We start from the raw sequence: 23,518 nt of genomic DNA on the forward strand, positions 1-23,518 counted from the left end.
CTTGAATACGCGCCTTGACGGTGTGGTGGGCGCATTCCTATAGTGTGCGCAAGTGGCGGAAAGTGGCACAAAGTGGGTTTTTTGAACGTAAAACGCTAAAATTTGGAGAAACGCATCTGTGTTTCGCGGAGCTAACGCTATCAGTCTCGATGCAAAAGGCCGTCTCGCCATGCCGAGCCGGTATCGTGACGAGCTCATTTCGCGAAGTTCAGGGCAGTTAATCATCACGATTGACGCCGTTGACCCCTGTTTATGTGTTTACCCTCTCGATGAGTGGGAGTTGATTGAAACCAAGTTGCGCGCGCTGCCTTCATTGCGTGAAGAAAACCGCCGCCTCCAGCGTTTGCTGATCGGTAATGCCGTCGACCTTGAGCTCGATGGCAGTGGTCGTTTCCTGGTGCCGCCGCGACTGCGCGAGTACGCCAGGCTCGACAAGCGCGCAATGCTGGTAGGCCAGCTGAACAAGTTCCAATTGTGGGACGAAGATGCCTGGGATGCTGTGTCTGCAGCGGACCTGGCTGCTATTCAACAACCGGGCGCCATGCCTGATGAACTGCGTGATTTGATCCTGTGACTATTGATAGCGGCTTTAACCACATCACCGTACTGCTTGACGAAGCCGTTGAGGCTCTCGCCGTACGTGCCGATGGCTGCTATGTCGATGGCACATTCGGCAGGGGCGGGCATAGCCGGTTGATACTCAGCCAGCTCGGGTCCGACGGCAAACTCCTCGGGTTCGACAAAGACCCTCAAGCGATTGCCACCGGGCAAGCGCTAGCGGCCGAAGACGGCCGCTTTGTCGTTGTGCAGCGCAGCTTTGCCGAGCTGGGCGCCGAAGTCGGCGAGCGCGGTATGGCGGGCAAGGTGGCCGGGGTTCTGCTCGACCTGGGCGTGTCTTCGCCACAGCTCGACGACCCGGAGCGCGGCTTCAGCTTCATGAACGACGGCCCCCTCGATATGCGTATGGACCCCACTCGTGGGGTCAGTGCCGCACAATTCATCGCCACCGCGCCGGTAGAAGAAATCGCCCGTGTGTTCAAGGAATACGGTGAAGAGCGCTTCGCCGGTCGAATGGCGCGTGCCGTGGTCGAGCGCCGCGAAATCCAGCCGTTCGAACGCACCGCTGACCTGGCCGAAGTGCTGAAGGTCGCCAACCCTGCCTGGGAAAAGGGCAAGAACCCGGCCACCCGCGCATTCCAAGGGTTGCGCATTCACGTCAATAACGAATTGGGCGATCTGGAAGCCGGCCTCGAAGCCGCTCTGGATGCTTTGGAAGTGGGCGGTCGCCTGGTGGTGATCAGCTTCCACTCCCTGGAAGACCGCATCGTCAAACTCTTCATGCGTCGTCTGGTAAAGGGCGAGTCCGATAACCTGCCGCGTAACCTGCCGGTGCGTTTCGAAGCCTTCGTGCCGAAAATCAAAATCCATGGCAAAGCGCAGTTCGCTTCCGAAGCCGAACTCAAGGCCAACCCACGTTCCCGTAGCGCCGTCATGCGTGTTGCGGAGAAATTGCGGTGAGCAAGCTTTTCGCCAAGCCCCTCCCGGGCGGCAGCTTCTTTATGTTGCTGCTGTTTGTCGGCGTGCTGGTGTCCGCGATAGCGGTGTCCTACAGCGCCCACTGGAACCGTCAGTTGCTCAATACCCTTTACGGGGAATTGAGCGTGCGCGACAAAGCCCAGGCAGAATGGGGCCGGTTGATTCTTGAGCAAAGCACCTGGACGGCCCACAGCCGTATCGAAGTGCTGGCTACCGAACAGTTGAAGATGCACATCCCAGGCGCGGCTGAAGTTCGCATGGTGGCGCCATGATGAAACTCGAAGGGGCACTCTACCCATGGCGCTTTCGCTTGATGCTTGGCTTGCTGGCATTGATGGTGGGCGCGATCGTCTGGCGCATCTTCGACCTTCAGGTCGTCGACCGCGACTTCCTGATCGGCCAGGGTGACGCTCGCAGCCTGCGGCACATCCCGATTCCTGCACACCGTGGCCTGATCACCGACCGTAACGGCGAGCCTCTGGCCGTCAGTACCCCGGTGACCACCCTGTGGGCCAACGCCAAAGAGCTGCAAGTTGCCAAGGACAAGTGGCCTGAACTGGCCGCTGCCCTCGGGCAGGACCGCAAGGCCCTGACCGAACGCCTGGAAGCCCAGGCCAATAAAGAATTCATCTACCTGGTTCGTGGGCTTACCCCTGAGCAAGGCCAGCAAGTGCTCGATCTCAAAATTCCCGGCGTCTACGGCATCGAGGAATTTCGGCGTTTCTACCCGGCCGGTGAAACCACCGCGCACATGGTGGGTTTCACCGACATCGATGACCACGGCCGCGAAGGGGTCGAACTGGCCTATGACGAATGGCTGGCCGGGGTTCCGGGCAAGCGTCAGGTCATCAAGGATCGGCGCGGCAGGCTGATCAAGGACGTCCAGGTCACCAAGAACGCCAAGGCCGGCAAGCCTCTGGCGTTGTCGATCGATTTGCGTCTGCAATACCTGGCCAACCGCGAACTGCGTAACGCGATCATCGAGAACGGCGCCAAGGCCGGCAGCCTGGTGATCATGGATGTGAAAACCGGCGAGATCCTCGCCATGGTCAACCAGCCCACCTACAACCCGAACAACCGCCGCAACCTGCAGCCGGCGATGATGCGTAACCGCGCGATGATCGACGTGTTCGAACCTGGTTCCACCATGAAAGCCATCTCCATGAGCGCTGCCCTGGAAACCGGCCGCTGGAAACCCAGCGACAAGGTCGAGGTTTACCCAGGCACCTTGCAGTTGGGCAAGTACACCATTCGTGACGTGTCCCGCACCGAGGGGCCAGTGCTGGACCTGACCGGCATCCTGATCAACTCCAGTAACGTCGGCATGAGCAAGGTTGCTTTCGATATCGGCGGCGAGACCATCTATCACCTGGCGCAAAAGATCGGCCTGGGGCAACCCACCGGCCTCGACTTCCCGGGCGAGCGGGTCGGTAACCTGCCGAACTACCGCGAGTGGAGAAAAGCCGAGACTGCCACGCTTTCCTATGGCTACGGCCTGTCGGTGACCGCCATCCAGTTGGCCCACGCGTTCTCGGTATTGGCCAATAACGGCCGTATGGTTCCGCTGAGCCTGATCCACGTCGACGAAGCGCCAAAAGCCACCCAAGTGATCCCGGAAAACGTCGCCAAGACTATGCAAGGCATGCTGCAACAAGTGATCGAGGCACCGCGTGGCGTATTCCGCGCCCAGGTGCCGGCGTACCACGTTGCTGGCAAGTCCGGTACGGCGCGTAAGACCTCGGTGGGCACCAAGGGCTATGCCGAAAACTCCTACCGTTCGTTGTTCGCCGGCTTCGGCCCGATGAGCGACCCACGCTATGCCATCGTCGTGGTCATCGACGAGCCTAGTAAAGCCGGCTACTTCGGTGGCCTGGTTTCGGCGCCGGTGTTCAGCAAAGTGATGTCCGGCACCCTGCGCTTGATGAATATCACGCCGGACAACCTGCCGCCAACGCAACAAGCCAACGCTGGTCCACCGGCTGCCGCTGTCAAAGCCAATGGAGGGCGCGGCTGATGTCTCTTAGCCTGAACAAGATTTTTGCCCATGCCGGCCACGATCTGCTTATTCGTGAGCTGACGCTGGATAGCCGTAATGTACGCGCCGGTGACCTGTTCCTGGCGGTACCTGGCGGCAAGCTCGATGGCCGTGCGCATATCGCCGATGCCCTGCAACGCGGTGCGGCTGCGGTCGCCTATGAAGTGGAAGGCGCCACCGTGCTGCCGATCACCGATGTGCCGTTGATTCCGGTCAAGGGCCTGGCAGCGCAGTTGTCCGACATTGCCGGGCGTTTCTACGGTGACCCGAGCCGCCAACTTAACCTGGTGGGCGTGACTGGCACCAACGGCAAGACCAGCGTGACCCAATTGGTTGCCCAGGCTTTGGACCTGCTGGGTCAGCACTGCGGCATCGTCGGCACTCTGGGCACCGGTTTCTATGGCGCGCTGCAAAGCGGCCTGCACACCACGCCAAACCCGATTGCCGTACAAGCGACCCTGGCCGATCTGAAAAAGGCCGGCGCCAAGGCGGTAGCCATGGAAGTGTCTTCCCATGGCCTGGACCAAGGGCGTGTCACCGCACTGGCCTTTGACGTGGCCGTGATGACCAACCTGTCCCGCGACCACCTCGACTACCACGGCACCATGGAGGCGTACGCCGCCGCCAAGGCCAAGCTGTTTGCCTGGAATGACCTGAAGTGCCGGGTGGTCAACCTCGACGACGCATTCGGCCGCCAACTGGCGGGCGAAGGGAGCGACGCGCGCCTGATCAGCTATAGCCTGCAAGATGCCAGTGCCTACCTGTATTGCCGCGAAGCCCAATTCAATGATGAAGGCGTGCGCGCCACATTGGTGACGCCGCAGGGCGAGCACCACTTGCGCAGCACCTTGCTCGGGCGGTTCAACCTGAGCAACGTGCTCGCCGCTATCGGTGCACTGCTGGGCCTGGACTACGCCCTGGATGAAATCCTGCGGGTACTGCCGAAGCTGGAAGGCCCGGCCGGTCGCATGCAGCGCCTGGGTGGCGGCACGCAACCGTTGGTGGTGGTCGATTACGCCCACACACCGGATGCCCTGGAAAAAGTCCTCGAAGCGCTGCGCCCACATGCCAAAGGCAAACTGCTTTGCCTGTTCGGTTGCGGCGGTGATCGCGATCGCGGCAAGCGCCCGTTGATGGCCGAAATTGTCGAGCGCTTGGCCGATGGCGTACTCGTCACCGACGATAACCCGCGCAGCGAAGACCCGAGCCAGATTTTCGACGACATCCGTGTCGGTTTCAAAGACGCCTCCAACGTCACTTTTGTGGCTGGTCGCGGCGCCGCCATTGCCCAGTTGATCGCCAGTGCCGGCGCGGACGACGTAGTGGTGCTCGCGGGTAAAGGCCACGAGGACTATCAGGAAATCAACGGTGAGCGCCATGCCTTCTCTGATCTGGTCGAGGCGGATCACGCCCTGACCGCCTGGGAGGTCGCCCATGCTTAAGGCGATGACGTTCAGCGAACTGGCCCAGGCCCTGTCGGCCCGTGTGCTGTCGAGCGACTGCACATTCACCGGCGTCAGTATCGACAGTCGTAACATCCAGCCGGGGCAGCTGTTTGTCGCCCTGGCCGGCCCGCGTTTCGATGGTCACGACTACCTCAACGACGTTGCCGCCAAAGGTGCCGTCGGTGCCCTGGTACAGCGTGAAGTGGCCGATTCTGCCTTGCCGCAATTGCTGGTAGCCGACACCCGCCTGGCCCTGGGCCAATTGGGTGCGCTTAACCGTGCTGCTTTTGATAAGCCGGTGGCGGCCATTACCGGTTCCAGCGGCAAGACCACGGTCAAGGAACTGCTTGCTGGCGTCTTGCGTACGCGCGGGCCGGTACTCGCGACCCGTGGCAACCTGAACAATGATTTCGGCGCACCGCTGACCCTGCTCGAACTGGCCCCGGAACACACGGCGGCAGTGATTGAACTGGGGGCTTCGCGCATCGGCGAAATCGCCTATACCGTGGCGCTGACCCAGCCTCACGTGGCGATCATCAACAACGCCGGTACCGCCCATGTCGGTGAGTTCGGCGGCCCGGAAAAAATCGTCGAAGCCAAGGGCGAAATCCTTGAGGGCCTCGACGCCTCGGGCACTGCGGTACTGAACCTGGATGACAAGGCCTTCGAGACTTGGCGTGTACGCGCCGCCGGTCGCAAGGTCCTGACGTTTGCAGTGCTGAATGCCGCAGCCGATTTCCACGCCTCCAACATCAATGTCGATGCCCGTGGCTGCCCGTCCTTCACTTTGCACACCCCGCAAGGTGATGAGCACGTGCAGTTGAACCTGCTGGGTAACCACAACGTCGCCAACGCCTTGGCCGCCGCCGCTGCCGCCCATGCCCTGGGCGTGTCGCTGTTCGGTATTGCCACCGGCCTGGGCGCGGTGCAGCCGGTCAAGGGCCGCACCGTGGCGCAACTGGCTGGCAACGGCATGCGCGTGATTGATGACACTTACAACGCCAACCCGTCCTCCATCAATGCCGCTGTGGACCTGCTCAAAGGCTTTGATGGGCGCAAGGTGCTGGTGCTGGGCGATATCGGCGAATTGGGCGATTGGGCTGAACAGGGCCACCGTGAAGTCGGCGCCTATGCCGCCGGCAAAGTGGACGCGCTCTACGCCGTTGGCACAAACATGGCCCATGCGGTCAACGCTTTCGGCCCTGGCGCGCGGCATTTCCCGAGCCAGGCCGAGCTGATCCAGGCGTTGACGGCGGCTGAACATGACAAACACACAACCATTTTGATCAAGGGATCGCGCAGCGCGGTGATGGAAAACGTCGTCGCAGCCTTGTGTGGCTCAAGTACGGAGAAACATTAATGCTGCTGCTGCTGGCTGAGTATCTGCAACAGTTCCACAAAGGCTTCGCGGTCTTCCAGTACCTGACCCTGCGCGGGATCCTGGGTGTGCTGACCGCGCTGTCTTTGTCACTGTTCCTGGGGCCGTGGATGATCCGCACCCTGCAGAACCTGCAAATTGGTCAATCGGTTCGTAACGACGGCCCGCAGTCGCACCTGTCCAAGTCCGGCACGCCGACCATGGGCGGTGCGCTGATCCTGTCGTCCATCGGCGTCAGCACCTTGCTCTGGGCCGACCTGCATAACCGCTACGTGTGGGTTGTGTTGCTGGTGACCCTGCTGTTCGGTGCCATCGGCTGGGTGGATGACTATCGCAAAGTGATCGAGAAAAACTCCAAGGGGCTGCCAAGCCGCTGGAAGTATTTCTGGCAGTCGGTGTTCGGCCTCGCTGCGGCGATCTTCCTGTACACCACCGCGCCGAGTGCCGTGGAAACCACCTTGATCATCCCGATGCTCAAGGATGTGAGCATCCCGCTGGGTGTGGGCTTTGTGGTGCTGACCTACTTCGTGATCGTCGGCTCCAGCAACGCGGTGAACCTGACCGACGGCCTCGACGGCCTGGCGATCATGCCGACGGTGATGGTGGGCGGTGCGCTCGGCATCTTCTGCTACCTCTCGGGTAACGTGAAATTCGCTGAATACTTGCTGATTCCTTATGTGCCGGGCGCCGGTGAGTTGATCGTGTTCTGCGGCGCTTTGATCGGTGCCGGCCTGGGGTTCCTGTGGTTCAACACCTACCCGGCACAAGTCTTCATGGGCGACGTCGGCGCACTGGCGCTGGGCGCAGCCTTGGGCACCATCGCGGTGATCGTTCGCCAGGAAATCGTGCTGTTCATCATGGGCGGTGTGTTCGTGATGGAAACCCTGTCGGTGGTCATCCAGGTGGCGTCCTTCAAGTTGACCGGGCGTCGTGTGTTCCGCATGGCGCCGATTCACCACCACTTTGAACTCAAGGGCTGGCCTGAGCCGCGCGTGATTGTCCGCTTCTGGATCATCACCGTGATTCTGGTACTGGTCGGCCTTGCCACCCTGAAACTGAGGTAGAAACGAGTGTCCTTGATCGCTTCAGACCACTTCCGCATCGTTGTCGGCCTCGGCAAGAGCGGCATGTCCCTGGTTCGCTTCCTGGCGAACCGGGGCACGTCGTTTGCCGTGGCCGATACGCGGGAAAATCCACCGGAGCTGGTCACGCTGCGCCGTGACTACCCGCACGTGGAAGTGCGTTGTGGCGAGCTGGATGTCGAGTTTCTGTGTCGTGCCGACGAGCTCTACGTGAGCCCGGGCCTGGCCCTGGCGACACCGGCCCTGCAAGCAGCTGCGGCCCGTGGCGTGAAGCTGTCTGGCGATATCGACCTGTTCGCACGCAACGCGAAGGCGCCGATCGTGGCCATCAGCGGTTCCAACGCCAAAAGCACCGTTACCACTCTGGTCGGCGAGATGGCAGCGGCGGCGGGCAAGCGTGTGGCCGTCGGCGGCAATCTTGGCGTGCCGGCTCTGGACCTGCTCAGCGACGACGTCGAGCTGTATGTGATGGAATTGTCGAGCTTCCAGCTGGAAACCACCCACGACCTGGGCGCTGAAGTGGCGACGGTATTGAACGTCAGCGAAGACCATATGGACCGCTACAGCGGCCTGCCGGCTTATCACCTGGCCAAGCACCGAATCTTCCGGGGCGCCAGGCAATTTGTCGTCAACCGCCAGGATGCCCTGAGCCGTCCGCTGATGGGCGAGGGCATGCCCTGCTGGACCTTCGGTTTGGGCAAACCGGACTTCAAAGGCTTCGGCATTCGTGAAGAGAACGGCGAGAAGTACCTGGCGTTCGAATTCCAGAACCTGATGCCGGTACGCGAACTGAAAATCCGTGGCGCACACAACCAGTCCAATGCCCTGGCGGCCTTGGCACTCGGTCACGCGGTTGGCCTGCCATTCGACGCCATGCTCGCCAGCCTGCGCACGTTTGCCGGGCTTGAGCATCGCTGCCAGTGGGTGCGCGACCTCAATGACGTCAGCTATTACAACGACTCCAAAGCCACCAACGTCGGTGCAGCCCTGGCGGCCATCGAAGGCCTGGGTGCCGATATCGACGGCAAGCTGGTGCTGATCGCCGGTGGTGATGGCAAGGGCGCCGACTTCAAGGACCTTAAAGCGCCAGTCGCCGCCCATTGCCGCGCCGTGGTGCTGATGGGCCGCGATTCGGACCTGATCGCCGCCGCCCTCGGTGACGCTGTACCGCAAGTACGCGCAGCTTCCCTGGATGATGCCATTGCCCAGAGCAAAGCCCTGGCCCAGCCTGGCGATGCGGTGTTGCTGTCGCCCGCGTGCGCCAGCTTCGACATGTTCAAGAACTATGAAGAGCGCGGCCAACTGTTCGCCCGCGCCGTGGAGGCTTTGGCATGAGCCTCAACCTGAGAAACATCATCAAGCCATACCCGTCGCCGATCATTACCGGGCGCGGCATTGACCTTGATTTCCCTATGCTCGCCGGTTGCCTGGCGCTGCTCGGCCTGGGCCTGGTGATGATCACTTCGGCGTCCTCCGAAGTGGCTGCCGTGCAGTCGGGCAACACGCTGTACATGATGATCCGCCACCTGGTGTACCTAGTGATCGGCCTGGGCGCCTGCATCGTCACCATGATGATTCCGATTGCCACCTGGCAGCGTCTGGGTTGGCTGATGCTGATCGGTGCGTTCGGCTTGCTGGTCATGGTGATCGTCCCGGGCATTGGCCGCGAGGTGAACGGTTCGATGCGCTGGATCGGCTTCGGCGCGTTCAACGTGCAGCCTTCGGAAATCGCCAAGGTGTTCGTGGTGATCTACCTCGCCGGTTACCTGGTGCGCCGTCAGAAAGAAGTACGCGAAAGCTGGATGGGCTTCTTCAAGCCGTTCATCGTGCTGCTGCCCATGGCTGGCCTGCTGCTGATGGAGCCCGACTTCGGGGCCACGGTCGTGATGATGGGCGCCGCCGCCGCGATGCTGTTCCTGGGTGGGGTAGGGCTGTTCCGCTTCACCTTGATGGTGGTGCTGGCGGTGGCGGCCGTGACCATTCTGGTACAGGCGCAACCCTATCGGATGGCGCGTTTGATCACCTTTACCGACCCCTGGTCCGACCAGTTCGGCTCCGGCTACCAGTTGACCCAGGCGCTGATCGCGTTCGGTCGCGGCGAGTGGCTGGGTGTGGGCCTGGGCAACAGTGTGCAGAAGCAGTTCTACCTGCCGGAAGCCCACACCGACTTCGTGTTCTCGGTATTGGCCGAAGAGTTGGGTGTGGTGGGCTCGCTGTGCACCGTGGCTCTGTTTGTATTCGTCTGTGTGCGCGCCATGTACATCGGCTTGTGGGCCGAGAAGGCCAAGCAGTTCTTCGCCGCCTACGTTGCCTATGGGTTGGCCTTCCTGTGGATCGGCCAGTTCCTGATCAACATCGGCGTGAACGTCGGCCTGCTGCCGACCAAGGGCCTGACCTTGCCGTTCCTCAGTTACGGCGGCAGCTCGTTGGTGATTTGCTGCGCCTGTCTCGGGTTGTTGCTGCGTATCGAGTGGGAGAGTCGCACCCACCTGGGCAGCGAAGAGATGGAGTTCAGCGAGAGCGACTTCGCCGAGGAGCCGACTCATGGGCGCTAACGTGCTGATCATGGCGGGCGGTACCGGGGGGCATGTGTTCCCGGCCCTGGCCTGCGCCCGTGAATTCCAGAACCGTGGCTATACCGTGCACTGGCTGGGTACGCCCCGTGGCATCGAAAACGAATTGGTGCCCAATGCCGGTTTGCCGCTGCATTTGATCAACGTCACCGGGTTGCGCGGCAAGAGCAAGTTGTCATTGCTCAAGGCGCCGTTCGTGTTGCTCAAGGCGGTCATGCAGGCGCGCAAGATCATTCGCGAGTTGAAGCCGGTGTGTGTGCTTGGCTTTGGTGGTTATGTGACCGGCCCTGGTGGCGTTGCGGCGAAACTCGCGGGCGTGCCGGTGATCGTCCATGAACAGAACGCCGTCGCCGGTACCGCCAACCGCCTGCTGGTGCCATTGGCCGCGCGGGTGTGTGAAGCCTTTCCGAAAACCTTCGCCGCCTCCGACAAGCTTCGCACCACCGGTAACCCGGTGCGTACCGAACTGTTCATGGCCATTGCGCGTGACGCGCTGGCCGGGCGCAAGGCTCACCTGCTGATCCTGGGCGGAAGCCTGGGTGCCGAGCCACTGAATAAATTGCTGCCTGAAGCCGTTGCGCAACTTCCTGAGGATGTGCGCCCGGAGATCTTCCACCAGGCCGGCAAGAACCACGATGAAGTCACCGCCGCGCGTTATCGCGAGGCCGGTGTAGAGGCCAATGTACAGCCCTTCATCAAAGACATGGCCCAAGCCTATGGCTGGGCCGACCTGGTGGTCTGCCGCGCTGGTGCGCTGACCGTCAGTGAACTGGCGGCCGCCGGTCTGCCGTCCTTGCTGGTGCCTTTGCCCCACGCCATCGACGATCACCAGACCCGCAACGCCGAATATTTGGCCGGGGAGGGCGCTGCCTTCCTGCTGCCGCAAAGAACGACTGGCGCCGCCGATTTGGCCGCACGCCTGACCGAGGTTTTGATGCAACCGGAACGACTCAACAGCATGGCGAGCACCGCAAGCCGCCTGGCCAAACCTGACGCAACCCGCACCGTGGTCGATATCTGCCTGGAGGTGGCCCATGGTTGAGAATCAGAAAGCCATGCCGCAACCCGAGATGCGCCGCATCCGTCGTATTCACTTCGTCGGTATCGGTGGCGTGGGCATGTGCGGGATTGCCGAAGTGTTGCTGAACCTGGGCTACCAGGTGTCCGGCTCGGACTTGAAAGAGTCGCCGGTCACCGAGCGCCTGAAGTCCTTTGGCGCACAGATCTTCATCGGCCACCGTGCCGAGAACGCCGCCGAGGCTGACGTGCTGGTGGTGTCCAGCGCCGTGAACACGTCCAACCCGGAAGTGGCGACCGCCCTTGAGCGCCGTATCCCTGTGGTACCGCGTGCCGAGATGCTTGCCGAGCTGATGCGCTATCGCCACGGCATCGCCGTGGCCGGTACCCATGGCAAGACCACCACCACCAGCCTGATCGCCTCGGTGTTCGCCGCCGGTGGCCTGGACCCGACCTTCGTCATCGGTGGCCGCTTGAATGCAGCTGGCACCAATGCCCAGCTGGGCACCAGTCGCTACCTGATCGCCGAAGCCGATGAAAGTGACGCGAGCTTCCTGCACCTGCAACCGCTGGTTGCCGTCGTCACCAACATCGACGAAGACCACATGGCGACCTACGACGGCGACTTCAACAAGTTGAAGAAAACCTTCGTCGACTTCCTGCACAACCTGCCGTTCTACGGGTTGGCGGTGGTGTGCCTGGACGACCCGGTGGTGCGTGAAATCCTGCCCCAGGTCAAACGCCCTACCGTGACCTACGGCTTCAGCGAAGACGCCGACGTGCGCGCAATCAATGTGCGCCAGGAAGGCATGCAAACCTTCTTCACCGTGCTGCGCCCCGATCGCGAGCCTCTGGACGTGTCGGTGAACATGCCGGGCAATCACAACGTGCTGAACTCTTTGGCGACCATCTGCATTGCCACCGATGAAGGCGTCAGCGATGAAGCCATCGTCGAGGGCCTGTCGCGCTTTGCCGGTGTGGGCCGTCGCTTCCAGGTCTACGGCCAACTGCCGGTCGAAGGCGGTGACGTGATGCTGGTGGACGACTACGGGCACCACCCGACCGAAGTTGCGGCCGTTATCAAGGCCGTGCGCGGTGGTTGGCCGGAGCGCCGGCTGGTGATGGTGTACCAGCCGCACCGCTACAGCCGCACCCGCGACCTGTACGACGATTTCGTCAATGTACTGGCCGATGCCAACGTGCTGCTGCTGATGGAAGTCTACCCGGCCGGTGAAGAACCGATCCCGGGCGCTGACAGCCGCAAGCTGTGCAACAGCATCCGCCAGCGCGGCCAGTTGGACCCGATCTACATCGAGCGTGGCGTGGACCTGGCGCCTATCGTCAAGCCGCTGCTGCGTGCTGGTGACATCCTGCTGTGCCAGGGCGCCGGTGATATCGGTGGCCTTGCGCCCAAGTTGCTGGCGAGCCCGCTGTTTGCAGCCGCCGCCAAGGGGAAGTCGAAATGACCACTGATTACGGCTCCCTGTTTTCCACCCTTGCGCCTGCCGACTTCGGTCGCGTGGCCGTGTTGTTCGGTGGCAAGAGCGCCGAGCGCGAAGTGTCGCTCAAGTCCGGCAATGCGGTGCTTGAGGCGCTGCAAAGTGCTGGCGTGAACGCGTTCGGTATCGATGTGGGCGATGACTTCCTTGCCCGCCTGCAGGCCGAGAAGATCGACCGTGCCTTTCTCATTCTTCACGGCCGCGGCGGTGAAGACGGCAGCATGCAGGGCCTGCTTGAATGCGCCGGCATCCCTTACACCGGCAGCGGCATCCTCGCGTCGGCCTTGGCGATGGACAAGTTGCGCACCAAGCAGGTGTGGCACAGCCTGGGCATTCCGACCCCACGTCACGCCGTACTGTGCAGTGAAGACGATTGTATTTCTGCGGCCAAGGAACTGGGCCTGCCTTTGATCGTCAAACCAGCCCATGAAGGCTCCAGTATCGGCATGGCCAAAGTGAACTCGGCCGCCGAATTGATCGACGCATGGAAAGCGGCAAGTACCTACGATTCGCAAGTGTTGGTGGAACAGTGGATTTCCGGTCCCGAGTACACCATCGCCACCCTGCGTGGCCAGGTATTGCCGCCCATCGCTTTGGGCACGCCCCACACCTTTTATGACTACGACGCCAAGTACCTGGCTTCCGATACTCAGTACCGGATCCCGTGTGGGCTCGAAGCAACCAAGGAACAGGAATTGATGGACCTCACGGCGAAAGCCTGTGAGGCGCTGGGTATCGCCGGTTGGGCGCGGGCAGACGTGATGCAGGATGACCAAGGGAATTTCTGGTTCCTTGAAGTCAACACCGCACCGGGCATGACCGACCACAGCCTGGTTCCCATGGCAGCCCGTGCCGCCGGTCTGGATTTCCAGCAGTTAGTGCTGGCGATCCTGGCCGACAGCATTGAGCCAAGAGGCTAAACACATGAACGGCGCATCGCTTCGTCATCAGCCCCCACAAGCACCGAGCCGCAAGCCGGTGCCACGGGGTGCAAGCCGAATGGTGGCTAAAGAGCCGATGTCGGCGCGCCTGCCAAAAGCCAACTTTGGTTTTATCAAGGCGCTGTTCTGGCCGGTGCTGCTGGTGGTGCTGGGCTTTGGCACGTACGAAGGCGCGCAGCGTCTGTTGCCGTATGCCGACCGGCCGATCACCAAGATCAGCGTGCAGGGCGACTTGAGCTACATCAGCCAGCAAGCGGTACAGCAGCGCATCGGCCCATACCTGGCGGCGAGCTTCTTTACCATCGACCTGGCCGGCATGCGCTCGGAGCTGGAACAGATGCCGTGGATCGCCCACGCCGAAGTTCGCCGAGTATGGCCGGACCAGGTCACGATCCGCCTGGAAGAACAACTGCCCGTGGCCCGTTGGGGCGATGAAGCGCTGTTGAACAACCAGGGCCAGGCGTTCACTCCGCGTGAGCTGGCCAACTATGAACACCTGCCGCAGCTGTTCGGGCCGCAGCGGGCGCAGCAGCAAGTGATGCAGCAGTACCAGGCCTTGAGCCAGATGCTGCGGCCACTGGGCTTCTCCATTGCACGCCTGGAATTGCGTGAGCGGGGCAGCTGGTTTTTGACGACCGGGGCAGGCAGTTCCGGCCCGGGCATCGAGTTGTTGCTGGGACGCGACCGCTTGGTGGAAAAGATGCGCCGCTTTATTGCCATCTATGAAAAAACCTTGAAAGAACAGATTACGAACATTGCGAGCGTCGACCTGCGTTACGCCAACGGCCTGGCCGTCGGCTGGCGTACACCGGCTGCGCCCACGGCAGCACAACCCGCTGTCGCGAAGAATTAAGAAGAGGCAGGACCCATGGCAAACGTGCAAAGCGGCAAAATGATCGTCGGTCTCGATATCGGCACCTCCAAGGTGGTGGCGCTGGTGGGCGAGGTCGGGGAAGACGGCGCGATCGAAATCGTCGGTATTGGCACGCATCCGTCCCGGGGCCTGAAGAAGGGCGTGGTGGTGAACATCGAGTCCACCGTGCAATCGATCCAGCGCGCCATCGAAGAAGCGCAGCTGATGGCCGGTTGCCGGATTCACTCGGCGTTCGTCGGCGTGGCTGGCAACCACATCCGCAGCCTGAACTCCCACGGCATCGTGGCGATCCGCGACCGTGAAGTCAGCTCGGCCGACCTTGAGCGCGTCCTCGACGCTGCCCAGGCCGTGGCGATCCCGGCGGACCAGCGCGTGCTGCACACCCTGCCGCAGGACTACGTGATCGATAACCAGGAGGGCGTGCGCGAGCCCCTGGGCATGTCGGGCGTTCGCCTGGAAGCCAAGGTCCACGTGGTGACCTGCGCCGTCAACGCCGCACAGAACATTGAAAAATGCGTGCGCCGCTGCGGCCTGGAAATCGACGACATCATTCTCGAGCAGTTGGCCTCGGCCTACTCGGTCCTGACCGACGACGAAAAAGAACTGGGCGTGTGCCTGGTGGACATTGGCGGCGGCACCACCGACATCGCGATCTTCACCGAGGGTGCGATCCGTCACACCGCCGTGATCCCGATTGCCGGCGACCAGGTCACCAACGACATCGCCATGGCGCTGCGCACACCGACCCAGTACGCCGAAGAAATCAAAATCCGCTACGCCTGCGCCCTGGCCAAGCTGGCCGGTGCCGGCGAGACCATCAAGGTGCCAAGCGTCGGTGATCGTCCACCTCGCGAGCTGTCGCGCCAGGCCCTGGCCGAAGTGGTCGAGCCACGCTACGACGAACTGTTCACCCTGATCCAGGCTGAGCTGCGCCGCAGCGGCTACGAAGATTTGATCCCGGCCGGCATCGTGCTGACCGGTGGCACCTCGAAGATGGAAGGCGCGGTCGAGTTGGCCGAGGAAATCTTCCACATGCCGGTGCGCCTGGGCGTGCCCCATGGCGTGAAGGGCCTGGGCGACGTGGTGCGTAACCCGATTTATTCCACCGGTGTGGGCTTGCTGTTGTACGGGCTGCAAAAGCAGACCGACGGCATTTCCCTGTCGGGCCCGAGCATCCGTGACAGCTACCGCAGCGACGACGAGGCGAAAGCGCCGTTGTTCGAGCGGCTGCAGGCTTGGGTAAAAGGCAATTTCTAAAGATTTACCGCGACACCGCAACACCCGCAATAAGCAGTAGGCGAAAAAACTAGAGAAAATGAAAGGAGAGGGAACATGTTCGAACTCGTAGACAACATCCCCGCTAGCCCGGTTATCAAAGTAATCGGTGTCGGCGGTGGCGGCGGCAACGCTGTCAACCACATGGTCAAGAGCAACATTGAAGGCGTTGAGTTCATCTGCGCCAACACTGATGCCCAGGCGCTCAAAAGCATCGGCGCCCGGACCATCCTGCAATTGGGCACCGCGGTGACCAAAGGCCTCGGCGCTGGCGCCAATCCGGAAGTCGGCCGTCAAGCCGCCCTGGAAGACCGCGAGCGTATTGCCGAAGTGCTGCAAGGCACCAACATGGTGTTCATCACCACTGGCATGGGCGGCGGTACCGGTACCGGTGCGGCCCCGATCATTGCCGAAGTGGCCAAGGAAATGGGCATTCTGACCGTTGCTGTCGTGACGCGTCCGTTCCCGTTCGAAGGCCGCAAGCGCATGCAGATCGCCGACGAAGGTATCCGTCTGCTGTCTGAAAGCGTCGACTCGTTGATCACCATCCCCAACGAGAAATTGCTGACCATCCTGGGCAAGGATGCCAGCCTGCTGTCCGCCTTCGCCAAGGCTGACGATGTACTGGCCGGTGCCGTTCGCGGTATCTCCGACATCATCAAGCGCCCAGGCATGATCAACGTCGACTTTGCCGACGTACGTACTGTCATGAGCGAAATGGGCATGGCGATGATGGGCACTGGCTGCGCCAGCGGTCCGAACCGTGCACGCGAAGCCACCGAAGCGGCCATCCGCAACCCGTTGCTCGAAGACGTGAACCTGCAAGGTGCACGCGGCATCCTGGTGAACATCACCGCCGGTCCTGACCTGTCCCTGGGTGAGTACTCCGACGTGGGTAGCATCATCGAAGCCTTCGCGTCCGAGCACGCCATGGTCAAAGTCGGTACCGTTATTGATCCGGACATGCGCGATGAGCTGCATGTAACCGTGGTTGCTACCGGCCTGGGTGCAAAAATCGAGAAGCCTGTGAAGGTCATCGACAACACCCTGCACACCAGCCAGGCCAGCCAGGCAGCTGCCGCTCCAGCCCCTGCTCGCCAGGAACTGCCGTCGGTCAACTACCGTGACCTGGACCGTCCGACCGTGATGCGCAACCAGGCTCAGGCCGGTGCTGCGGCGTCCCGTAGCCCGAATCCGCAAGATGACCTGGACTATCTGGACATCCCGGCATTCCTGCGTCGTCAGGCCGATTAATGGAATGTATCAGGGCTATGAAGGTGATTGGTGTTCAGCAAAGGTCTGGTCTGCTATTATCGCCAGCCTTTGTTGATACCAGTTCGCAATTTGCGCTGAAGCGGTCCAAGCCATGATTAAACAACGCACCCTGAAGAATATTATTCGTGCCACAGGTGTAGGTCTGCACTCCGGGGAGAAGGTATACCTGACCCTCAAGCCTGCACCTGTCGACACCGGCATCGTGTTTGTGCGTGCCGACCTGGACCCTGTGGTGCAGATTCCTGCTCGCGCGGAAAACGTTGGCGAAACCACTATGTCGACCACATTGGTCAACGGTGACGTCAAAGTGGACACGGTGGAGCACTTGCTCTCGGCCATGGCTGGCCTGGGCATCGATAACGCCTACGTCGAGCTCTCCGCGTCCGAAGTCCCGATCATGGATGGCAGCGCTGGCCCCTTCGTATTCTTGATTCAATCTGCCGGCCTGGAAGAACAGGACGCAGCCAAGAAGTTCATTCGCATTCTGCGGGAAGTGACAGTAGAAGACGGCGACAAGCGCGCCACCTTCGTCCCGTTCGAAGGCTTTAAAGTGAGCTTTGAGATCGATTTCGATCACCCGGTATTCCGTGACCGCACCCAAAGTGCAAGCGTGGATTTTTCCAGCACTTCGTTCGTAAAAGAAGTCAGCCGCGCCCGCACCTTTGGTTTCATGAGTGACATCGAGTACCTGCGCAAGCACAACCTCGCACTCGGCGGCAGCGTGGAAAACGCCATTGTGGTCGACGCGGATGGTGTACTGAACGAAGACGGCCTTCGCTATGAAGACGAATTCGTGAAGCACAAGATCCTCGATGCAATCGGTGACCTCTACCTGCTGGGCAATAGCCTGATAGGCGAGTTCAAAGGCTTCAAGTCGGGCCACGCCCTTAACAACCAGCTGCTGCGCAAGTTGATTGAGCAGACAGACGCTTGGGAAGTCGTGACCTTCGAAGATGCCAGCACCGCACCGATCTCTTACATGCGTCCCGTTGCGGCGGTGTAAGTAACAACTCTCTTTCTTTAGTTTTGAAAGGCTGCCTTCGGGTGGCCTTTTTTTATGCCCGACGAATATCCAAATGTGGGAGCTGGCTTGCCTGCGATAGCGGCCTGCCAGTTAGCTTATAGGTAGCTGACCCACCGCCATCGCAGGCAAGCCAGCTCCCACACCTGACCTCATCAGTTTGAGGTTTTTGAAACATCCACTATCCGGTTACGGCCGCTGTGCTTGGCCTGATACAACGCCTGGTCAGCCTTGAGCAGCAGGTCTTCAAGGGAGATACGGCTGTGCTTCTGCCAGGTACTCAGTCCGATGCTCACAGTGATCGGTTGCTCATCCCCGGCCACTCTCGGCAAGTGCTGGACCCCCTTGCGGATATGCTCGGCGATTACCCACGCGCCCTTGGCGTCGGTATTGGGCAGCACCACCGCGAACTCTTCACCGCCATAACGCGCCGCCAGGTCGGCAGGGCGGCGGATATGGCTGGCGATCACATGCGCGACTGCACGCAACGCCTCATCGCCGCCCTGGTGACCATGGCGGTCGTTGAAGGCCTTGAAGTGGTCCACATCGATCATCAGTACGCTCAACGACTCGGTGGAGCGTTGTGCCCGGTCCCATTCCAGCCGCAAGCGTTCGTCCAGCGTGCGACGGTTGGCCAGGCCGGTAAGGGCGTCGGTGGCTGCCAGTTCTGACAGCACCTGTTCAGCCCGATGGCGGCGGCGCAACTCCATGCACAGTGCCCAAGTCAGCCACAACAGGCCCACGCACAACACTCCGGTCGCGATGCTGACCAGCCACGCCGCACGCCGCCAGGGTGCGAACATTTCATCGCTGGACAAGGCCACCGCCACGATCAGCGGCAAGTTGCCCACATTCGAAAAACTGTAGAGCCGTGCCTGGCGATCGACACTGGAGATACTTTGGAAGCTGCCGTCCCGTTCGCGCAGCATGCGCGCCACATTCGGGCGCTGGCTCAGGTCCTTGTCGACGATATCTGCTTCCAGCAGAGGCTCTTGCGCCAGCAGGATGCCTTGGTGGTTGAGCAGGTTGATGGTGCTGTTGCTGCCGATGTTCAAGCTGCTGAACAACTGATGAAAGTACGACAGGCGCATGGACGCGACCGCCACTCCCAGGAAACGCCCATCCGGTGACGAAACGCGACGGCTGAACGCGATGCGCCAGGGGTCGGCACACTGGCAGCGCGCCATGAACGGGCGGCTGATATACAAGCCCAGGTCGGGGTTGGTGCGGTGCGCCTGAAAATAGTCCCGATCGGCAAAGTTACCCAGCTTTGGCGTGAGCAGGGACGAATCGGCAATCACCTCGCCGGCCGGGTCCAACAGCAGGATATCGCCCTTGTAGGGCGCCGCTGCGGAACGATCAAACAGCACCAAGTGCCTGATGCTCTCTGAAACGTCTTGCAGGTCGGTGCGCTCGGTGGCGCTGATCAAGCCTTTGAGGGCCATGTCGTAAAGTTCGACATTGCGCAGCACGTCCGCGTCGATCAATTGAGTGATGGTATTGGCGGTGCGCTTGGCCGTCTGCAGGGTATTGGCATGTTCACGAATCAGCAGCGCAGTGACGACCCCCACGATCAGCAACACCGTGAGCGTACTGCCCAGGATCAGCAGGCGCTCCGGGCGGCGGTTGGGGCGGGTAAGGCTTGAACTCATCGGGCACACTTCTGCGTTGAGAATGCCCTTAGCGTAGTAGCAACTCTTAAATATGGCTGTAGGAGCGAGCTTGCTCGCGAAAACTCACAGACGCCGCGTTTATTCAGGAAGCACGCGTTATCGTTAACGTTTTTCGCGAGCAAGCTCGCTCCTACCTGTACTCAGAACACGTTGATCGGGTAATCCACGATCACACGGTATTCATCCACATCGCGGTCCACTGCAGAGTAGCCATTGCTGCCGCGATTGGTCGCCCATTGCAGGCGCACGGCCAAGTCCTTGGCCTTGCCGCCCTGCACCACATATTTCAGGTCGATATCGCGCTCCCAGTGCTTGGCGTCCTTGCCATCGGCGCTGTACCAGTTGCTGTAGCCACGACTGTTGGGGTCGACCTTGGTCAGGTCGGTCTTGCCGCTGATGTAGGACACGGCGGACGTCAGGCCGGGCACGCCGAGGCCGGCGAAGTCGTAGGCGTACTTGAGCTTCCAGGAGCGCTCGTTGGGCCCGTTGAAATCCGAGTACTGCTGGGAGTTGTCCAGGTACACGCTGTCGCCCTGGGTGATGTAGTCGAACGGCGTGTTGCCATTGACCCGCTGATAAGTCGCCGTGACGCTGTGGTTGCCCACGCCCACGGTGAAATGCAGGCTGTAGGTGTTGTTGTCGATATCCCCCAGCAGCGATTGGCCGGTGTCCTGGGTATGGTAGTAGTGCAGGCCGGGCGTCAGGCTGACCAGGTTGTTCAGGGCATAGGTGTATTCCACGTCGTAGTAATACTGGTGCCAGACGTCCTTGAGTTCGGAGGCGTACAGGTTGCTGGTCAGCCCCTCGATCCCGCTGAACGACACGCCAGCCCAGTCCAGATGCTGGCTGTCGGTGTTGGCGGGCAGTGTGCCGTAGCTGGTGCCGATGCGCCGATGGCCGCTCTGGTTGTAGAGCTTGGTAAAACTGGCCTGGCCACCTTCGATCATCCAGCCGTCAAAGCTGTGGTTGGTCAGGCTCACGCCACGGAAAGTCTGCGGCAACATGCGCGTCATGCCGCCGGCGATCACCGGGTTGTTGAGGAACAGGTCGCCGGCTTTCAGTTCGGTGTCGAAGGCGCGCAGCTTCAAGGTGCCGCCAGCCGTCGAGAACGAACCCGGCGCTTTGCCGTTGCCGCTGCCATACGGAAGGATGCTGGAACCATCCGTACCACCACCGCCGTCGAGCTTGAGGCCGAGCATGGCATTGACGTCCAGGCCGAAGCCGACGGTGCCCTGGGTGTAGCCGGATTCGAAGGTGCCGATAAAGCCCTGGCCCCATTCCTTGCTGTCATCGGTATGAATATCGCGCCGGTCGCGGTTCATGTAGTAGTTGCGGGTGTTGATCGTGAGGTGTGAACCCTCGACGAAACCTTCGACGGGCGGGGCGTCTGCCGCGTGGGCAAGGGGGATGATCGTTGCTGCGATTGCGAGGAATAACGGGGTGAACGTCAGCGAGTTCTTCACCGGTGGAGCTCCTTTGGTCAATCATGAACGGCCAGTGTCGTGGGGGTGTGCCCGGCCTTTTTTCACGGCAAAAAAAAGCCGCTGAAGTCAGCGGCTTTAAGACAGATTCCCAGTGTAGAGCCCTGGAAATAAGTCGAGGGAAATTCGGGTGAGTGGTCAGCTGCCTTTGCCGTCGCGCTCATCGATGCGTCAAAGTAACGCAGGCGAGCGGTGCGATACAGAGTGTAACAAGATAATAACTATTGCCCAAACCGCAACAGTGAGGGCCATGGGATCTTCTGTGGGAGCTGGCTTGCCTGCGATGCAGACACCTCGGTATGCCAGGCCTACCGTGGTGATGCTATCGCAGGCAAGCCAGCTCCCACATTTTGACCGAGTTGTTTAGATCGGCAGGGTGATACCAAACGTATTGCCACCGCCTTCACTACGCACAAACACATCCCCCCCATGCATCAACGCAATCGCCTTGACGATGGCCAGCCCCAGCCCATGATTGGCCCCGCTGTTGCTGCGCGATGCATCCACCCGATAGAAGCGTTCGAACAGGCGTGGCAAGTGTTCGCTGGCAATGACCTCGCCGGGGTTGGTCACGCCAATCGTCACCTGGTGTGCCTGCACTTCAATGTGCACGTCGATGACGTGCCCCGGCGCCGTGTGTTGCACGGCATTGCTCAGCAGGTTGATCAGTGCGCGACGCAGGTGGGCCTTTTCGATCTGCACCACGGCATCGCCGTGCACGCGCACTTCGACCTGGGCGTCTTCGAGGATGAAGTCCAGGTAGTCGAGGGTGGTGGCCACTTCATCGGCCAGGGCGCTTTCGATCAGCTTGGTGGCCTTGCTGCCCTGGTCGGCGCTGGCGAGGAACAGCATGTCATTGATGATCGAGCGCAGCCGTTCCAGTTCTTCCAGGTTCGATTGCAGCACCTCGAAATACTGCTCCGCCGACCGACCGCGAGTGAGGGCCACCTGGGTCTGGCCGATCAGGTTGGTGAGCGGCGAACGCAGTTCATGGGCGACGTCGGCGTTGAACGATTCCAGGCGCGAATACGCCTGCTCGACACGGTCGAGGGTGGCGTTGAACGAATTGACGAACTGGCTCAATTCCGGCGGCAGCGGCGACAGGTGCAGGCGCCCGGAGAGTTTCGGCGGTGCAAGCTTTTGCGCCTCATCCGAGAGTTTGCCCAGGGGCTTGAGGCCGATACGCGCGACCCAGAACCCCAACAGTGCCGCCAGTACCACACCGACCAGCGCCAGGCTGACCAATGCCACCAGCAAGTGATGCTGGGTGGCGCGGAAGTTCTCCGTGTCGATGGCAATCATGAAGCGCAGCGCCGGGCGCTGGTCCTTGGCTGCAAACTGGCTGACCAGCACCTTGAAGGGATAATCGTGACCCGGCAGGCGCAGGTCGCGCTTACCCGTGGCGCCCTCGGCAAAGGCACGAATCTGCGCATCCGGCTCACCGTATTCGTAGCTCGGGTCGCTGCTGACCACCCAGAAACGGATGCGCTTGTCTTCTTCCCCCAACAGCTTGAGCTTGGACCTGATCTTGGCCCAATGCTCCGGCGTGCCGAAGCGATTGATCGACGACTCCAGCACGCTGTAGCGCGCATCCAGCTCGGCACCTGGCAACAACCCCAGGCCACGGTCGACCTGCTGGTACAGCGCGCCGCCGATCAACAGAAAGATCAGCAGCGCCACCAGGGTGAACATGCCACTCAGGCGCAGGGCGATGGAATTAGCGACCACTGTGGTTTTCCTGCATGCGGTTCTCCAGCACATAGCCCATGCCACGAATGGTGTGCAGCAGCTTGTGTTCGAACGGCCCGTCGAGCTTGGCGCGCAGGCGCTTGATCGCCACTTCCACCACGTTGGCATCGCTGTCGAAATTGATGTCCCAGACCATCTCGGCAATCGCAGTCTTGGACAGGATCTCGCCCTGGCGCCGCGCCAATACGCTGAGCAGCGAGAACTCCTTGGCGGTCAGGTCCAGGCGCAGGCCGTTACGGCTGGCCTTGCGACTGATCAGGTCGATCCACAGGTCGGCGACGGTGACCTGCACCGGTTCATGGCCGCCGCTGCGGCGGGTCAGGGCTTGCAGGCGGGCCACCAGTTCCAGGAACGAAAACGGCTTGCCCAGATAATCGTCGGCGCCTTCGCGCAGGCCGCGGATGCGGTCTTCAACGCGCTCGCGAGCGGTGAGCATGATCACCGGCGTCTGCTTGCGGGCGCGTAAGGCACGCAACACACCGAAGCCATCCAGGCCGGGCAGCATCACGTCGAGCACGATCACGGCGTAATCGTTTTCCAGCGCCAGGTGCAGGCCCTCGATACCTTCCCGGGCCACATCGACGGTGTAGCCTTGCTCGGTCAGGCCGCGGTGCAGGTAGTCCGCGGTTTTTTCTTCATCTTCAATAATCAGGACGCGCATGAC

General features: G+C 61.3%; 20 protein-coding genes. 16 read left to right on the forward strand and 4 right to left on the reverse strand.

Features of this window, described 5'->3' with window-relative positions:
* The first annotated feature begins 118 nt into the window (after positions 1–118).
* The 16 genes from mraZ to lpxC all read left to right on the forward strand — a co-directional run bounded on the left by mraZ (position 119) and on the right by lpxC (position 17,933).
* A complete protein-coding gene (gene mraZ, locus ACP7CZ_RS18905; RefSeq protein ID WP_004371993.1) occupies positions 119–574 on the forward strand; it encodes a division/cell wall cluster transcriptional repressor MraZ in 456 nt (151 codons plus the stop codon).
* A complete protein-coding gene (rsmH, locus tag ACP7CZ_RS18910; RefSeq protein ID WP_054898900.1) occupies positions 571–1,518 on the forward strand; it encodes a 16S rRNA (cytosine(1402)-N(4))-methyltransferase RsmH in 948 nt (315 codons plus the stop codon). The genes mraZ and rsmH overlap by 4 nt, the downstream gene beginning before the upstream one ends.
* Positions 1,515–1,808: a cell division protein FtsL gene (gene ftsL, locus ACP7CZ_RS18915; protein ID WP_003188663.1), complete on the forward strand. Its 294-nt coding sequence runs from the start codon at positions 1,515–1,517 to the stop codon at positions 1,806–1,808. Before rsmH ends, ftsL begins: the two co-directional genes overlap by 4 nt.
* Positions 1,808–3,550 carry a peptidoglycan D,D-transpeptidase FtsI family protein gene (locus ACP7CZ_RS18920; protein WP_019816949.1) on the forward strand — a complete coding sequence of 581 codons (1,743 nt, stop codon included), beginning with the start codon at positions 1,808–1,810 and terminating at the stop codon, positions 3,548–3,550. The genes ftsL and ACP7CZ_RS18920 overlap by 1 nt, the downstream gene beginning before the upstream one ends.
* Positions 3,550–5,013: a UDP-N-acetylmuramoyl-L-alanyl-D-glutamate--2,6-diaminopimelate ligase gene (locus ACP7CZ_RS18925; RefSeq protein WP_054919287.1), complete on the forward strand. Its 1,464-nt coding sequence runs from the start codon at positions 3,550–3,552 to the stop codon at positions 5,011–5,013. Before ACP7CZ_RS18920 ends, ACP7CZ_RS18925 begins: the two co-directional genes overlap by 1 nt.
* Entirely contained in the window at positions 5,006–6,376 is a 1,371-nt protein-coding gene (locus tag ACP7CZ_RS18930) for a UDP-N-acetylmuramoyl-tripeptide--D-alanyl-D-alanine ligase (protein WP_057976881.1), read from the forward strand. The genes ACP7CZ_RS18925 and ACP7CZ_RS18930 overlap by 8 nt, the downstream gene beginning before the upstream one ends.
* Entirely contained in the window at positions 6,376–7,458 is a 1,083-nt protein-coding gene (gene mraY / locus ACP7CZ_RS18935; protein WP_003188670.1) for a phospho-N-acetylmuramoyl-pentapeptide-transferase, read from the forward strand. Before ACP7CZ_RS18930 ends, mraY begins: the two co-directional genes overlap by 1 nt.
* A gap of 6 nt (positions 7,459–7,464) precedes the next feature.
* Entirely contained in the window at positions 7,465–8,811 is a 1,347-nt protein-coding gene (gene murD / locus ACP7CZ_RS18940; protein WP_034126339.1) for a UDP-N-acetylmuramoyl-L-alanine--D-glutamate ligase, read from the forward strand.
* Positions 8,808–10,031: a putative lipid II flippase FtsW gene (gene ftsW, locus ACP7CZ_RS18945; protein ID WP_003188673.1), complete on the forward strand. Its 1,224-nt coding sequence runs from the start codon at positions 8,808–8,810 to the stop codon at positions 10,029–10,031. The genes murD and ftsW overlap by 4 nt, the downstream gene beginning before the upstream one ends.
* Positions 10,021–11,091 carry an undecaprenyldiphospho-muramoylpentapeptide beta-N-acetylglucosaminyltransferase gene (murG, locus tag ACP7CZ_RS18950; RefSeq protein WP_003188675.1) on the forward strand — a complete coding sequence of 357 codons (1,071 nt, stop codon included), beginning with the start codon at positions 10,021–10,023 and terminating at the stop codon, positions 11,089–11,091. The genes ftsW and murG overlap by 11 nt, the downstream gene beginning before the upstream one ends.
* A complete protein-coding gene (gene murC / locus ACP7CZ_RS18955; protein WP_003188677.1) occupies positions 11,084–12,532 on the forward strand; it encodes a UDP-N-acetylmuramate--L-alanine ligase in 1,449 nt (482 codons plus the stop codon). The genes murG and murC overlap by 8 nt, the downstream gene beginning before the upstream one ends.
* Positions 12,529–13,485: a D-alanine--D-alanine ligase gene (locus tag ACP7CZ_RS18960; RefSeq protein ID WP_014716974.1), complete on the forward strand. Its 957-nt coding sequence runs from the start codon at positions 12,529–12,531 to the stop codon at positions 13,483–13,485. The genes murC and ACP7CZ_RS18960 overlap by 4 nt, the downstream gene beginning before the upstream one ends.
* Positions 13,486–13,489: 4 nt before the next feature.
* Entirely contained in the window at positions 13,490–14,359 is an 870-nt protein-coding gene (locus ACP7CZ_RS18965; RefSeq protein WP_019816943.1) for a cell division protein FtsQ/DivIB, read from the forward strand.
* 15 nt (positions 14,360–14,374) lie between these two features.
* Positions 14,375–15,637, forward strand: a complete 1,263-nt coding sequence (gene ftsA, locus ACP7CZ_RS18970) for a cell division protein FtsA (protein WP_003188682.1) — start codon at positions 14,375–14,377, stop codon at positions 15,635–15,637.
* Positions 15,638–15,712: 75 nt separating this feature from the next.
* A complete protein-coding gene (gene ftsZ / locus ACP7CZ_RS18975; protein ID WP_003188685.1) occupies positions 15,713–16,909 on the forward strand; it encodes a cell division protein FtsZ in 1,197 nt (398 codons plus the stop codon).
* A 112-nt stretch (positions 16,910–17,021) separates the two neighbouring features.
* Complete coding sequence (gene lpxC / locus ACP7CZ_RS18980; protein ID WP_003171886.1) at positions 17,022–17,933, forward strand: UDP-3-O-acyl-N-acetylglucosamine deacetylase; 912 nt, start codon at positions 17,022–17,024, stop codon at positions 17,931–17,933.
* A 173-nt stretch (positions 17,934–18,106) separates the two neighbouring features.
* Here lpxC and ACP7CZ_RS18985 read toward each other — a convergent pair whose 3' ends face one another.
* The 4 genes from ACP7CZ_RS18985 to ACP7CZ_RS19000 form a co-directional block, all read right to left on the reverse strand.
* Positions 18,107–19,603, reverse strand: a complete 1,497-nt coding sequence (locus ACP7CZ_RS18985) for a GGDEF domain-containing protein (RefSeq protein WP_054898815.1) — start codon at positions 19,601–19,603, stop codon at positions 18,107–18,109.
* A gap of 161 nt (positions 19,604–19,764) precedes the next feature.
* The gene (locus ACP7CZ_RS18990; RefSeq protein WP_034126341.1) at positions 19,765–21,087 is read right to left on the reverse strand and encodes an OprD family porin; all 1,323 of its coding nucleotides are present in this window, start codon (positions 21,085–21,087) and stop codon (positions 19,765–19,767) included.
* Positions 21,088–21,468: 381 nt separating this feature from the next.
* Positions 21,469–22,833 (reverse strand): heavy metal sensor histidine kinase, encoded by a 1,365-nt coding sequence (locus tag ACP7CZ_RS18995; RefSeq protein ID WP_054898816.1) that lies wholly within the window; start codon positions 22,831–22,833, stop codon positions 21,469–21,471.
* Complete coding sequence (locus ACP7CZ_RS19000) at positions 22,823–23,515, reverse strand: heavy metal response regulator transcription factor (protein WP_003188690.1); 693 nt, start codon at positions 23,513–23,515, stop codon at positions 22,823–22,825. Before ACP7CZ_RS19000 ends, ACP7CZ_RS18995 begins: the two co-directional genes overlap by 11 nt.
* Positions 23,516–23,518: the final 3 nt, after the last annotated feature.

The sequence above is a fragment of the Pseudomonas sp. DWP2-2 genome (assembly GCF_049897065.1).
Lineage (GTDB): Bacteria > Pseudomonadota > Gammaproteobacteria > Pseudomonadales > Pseudomonadaceae > Aquipseudomonas > Aquipseudomonas paracarnis.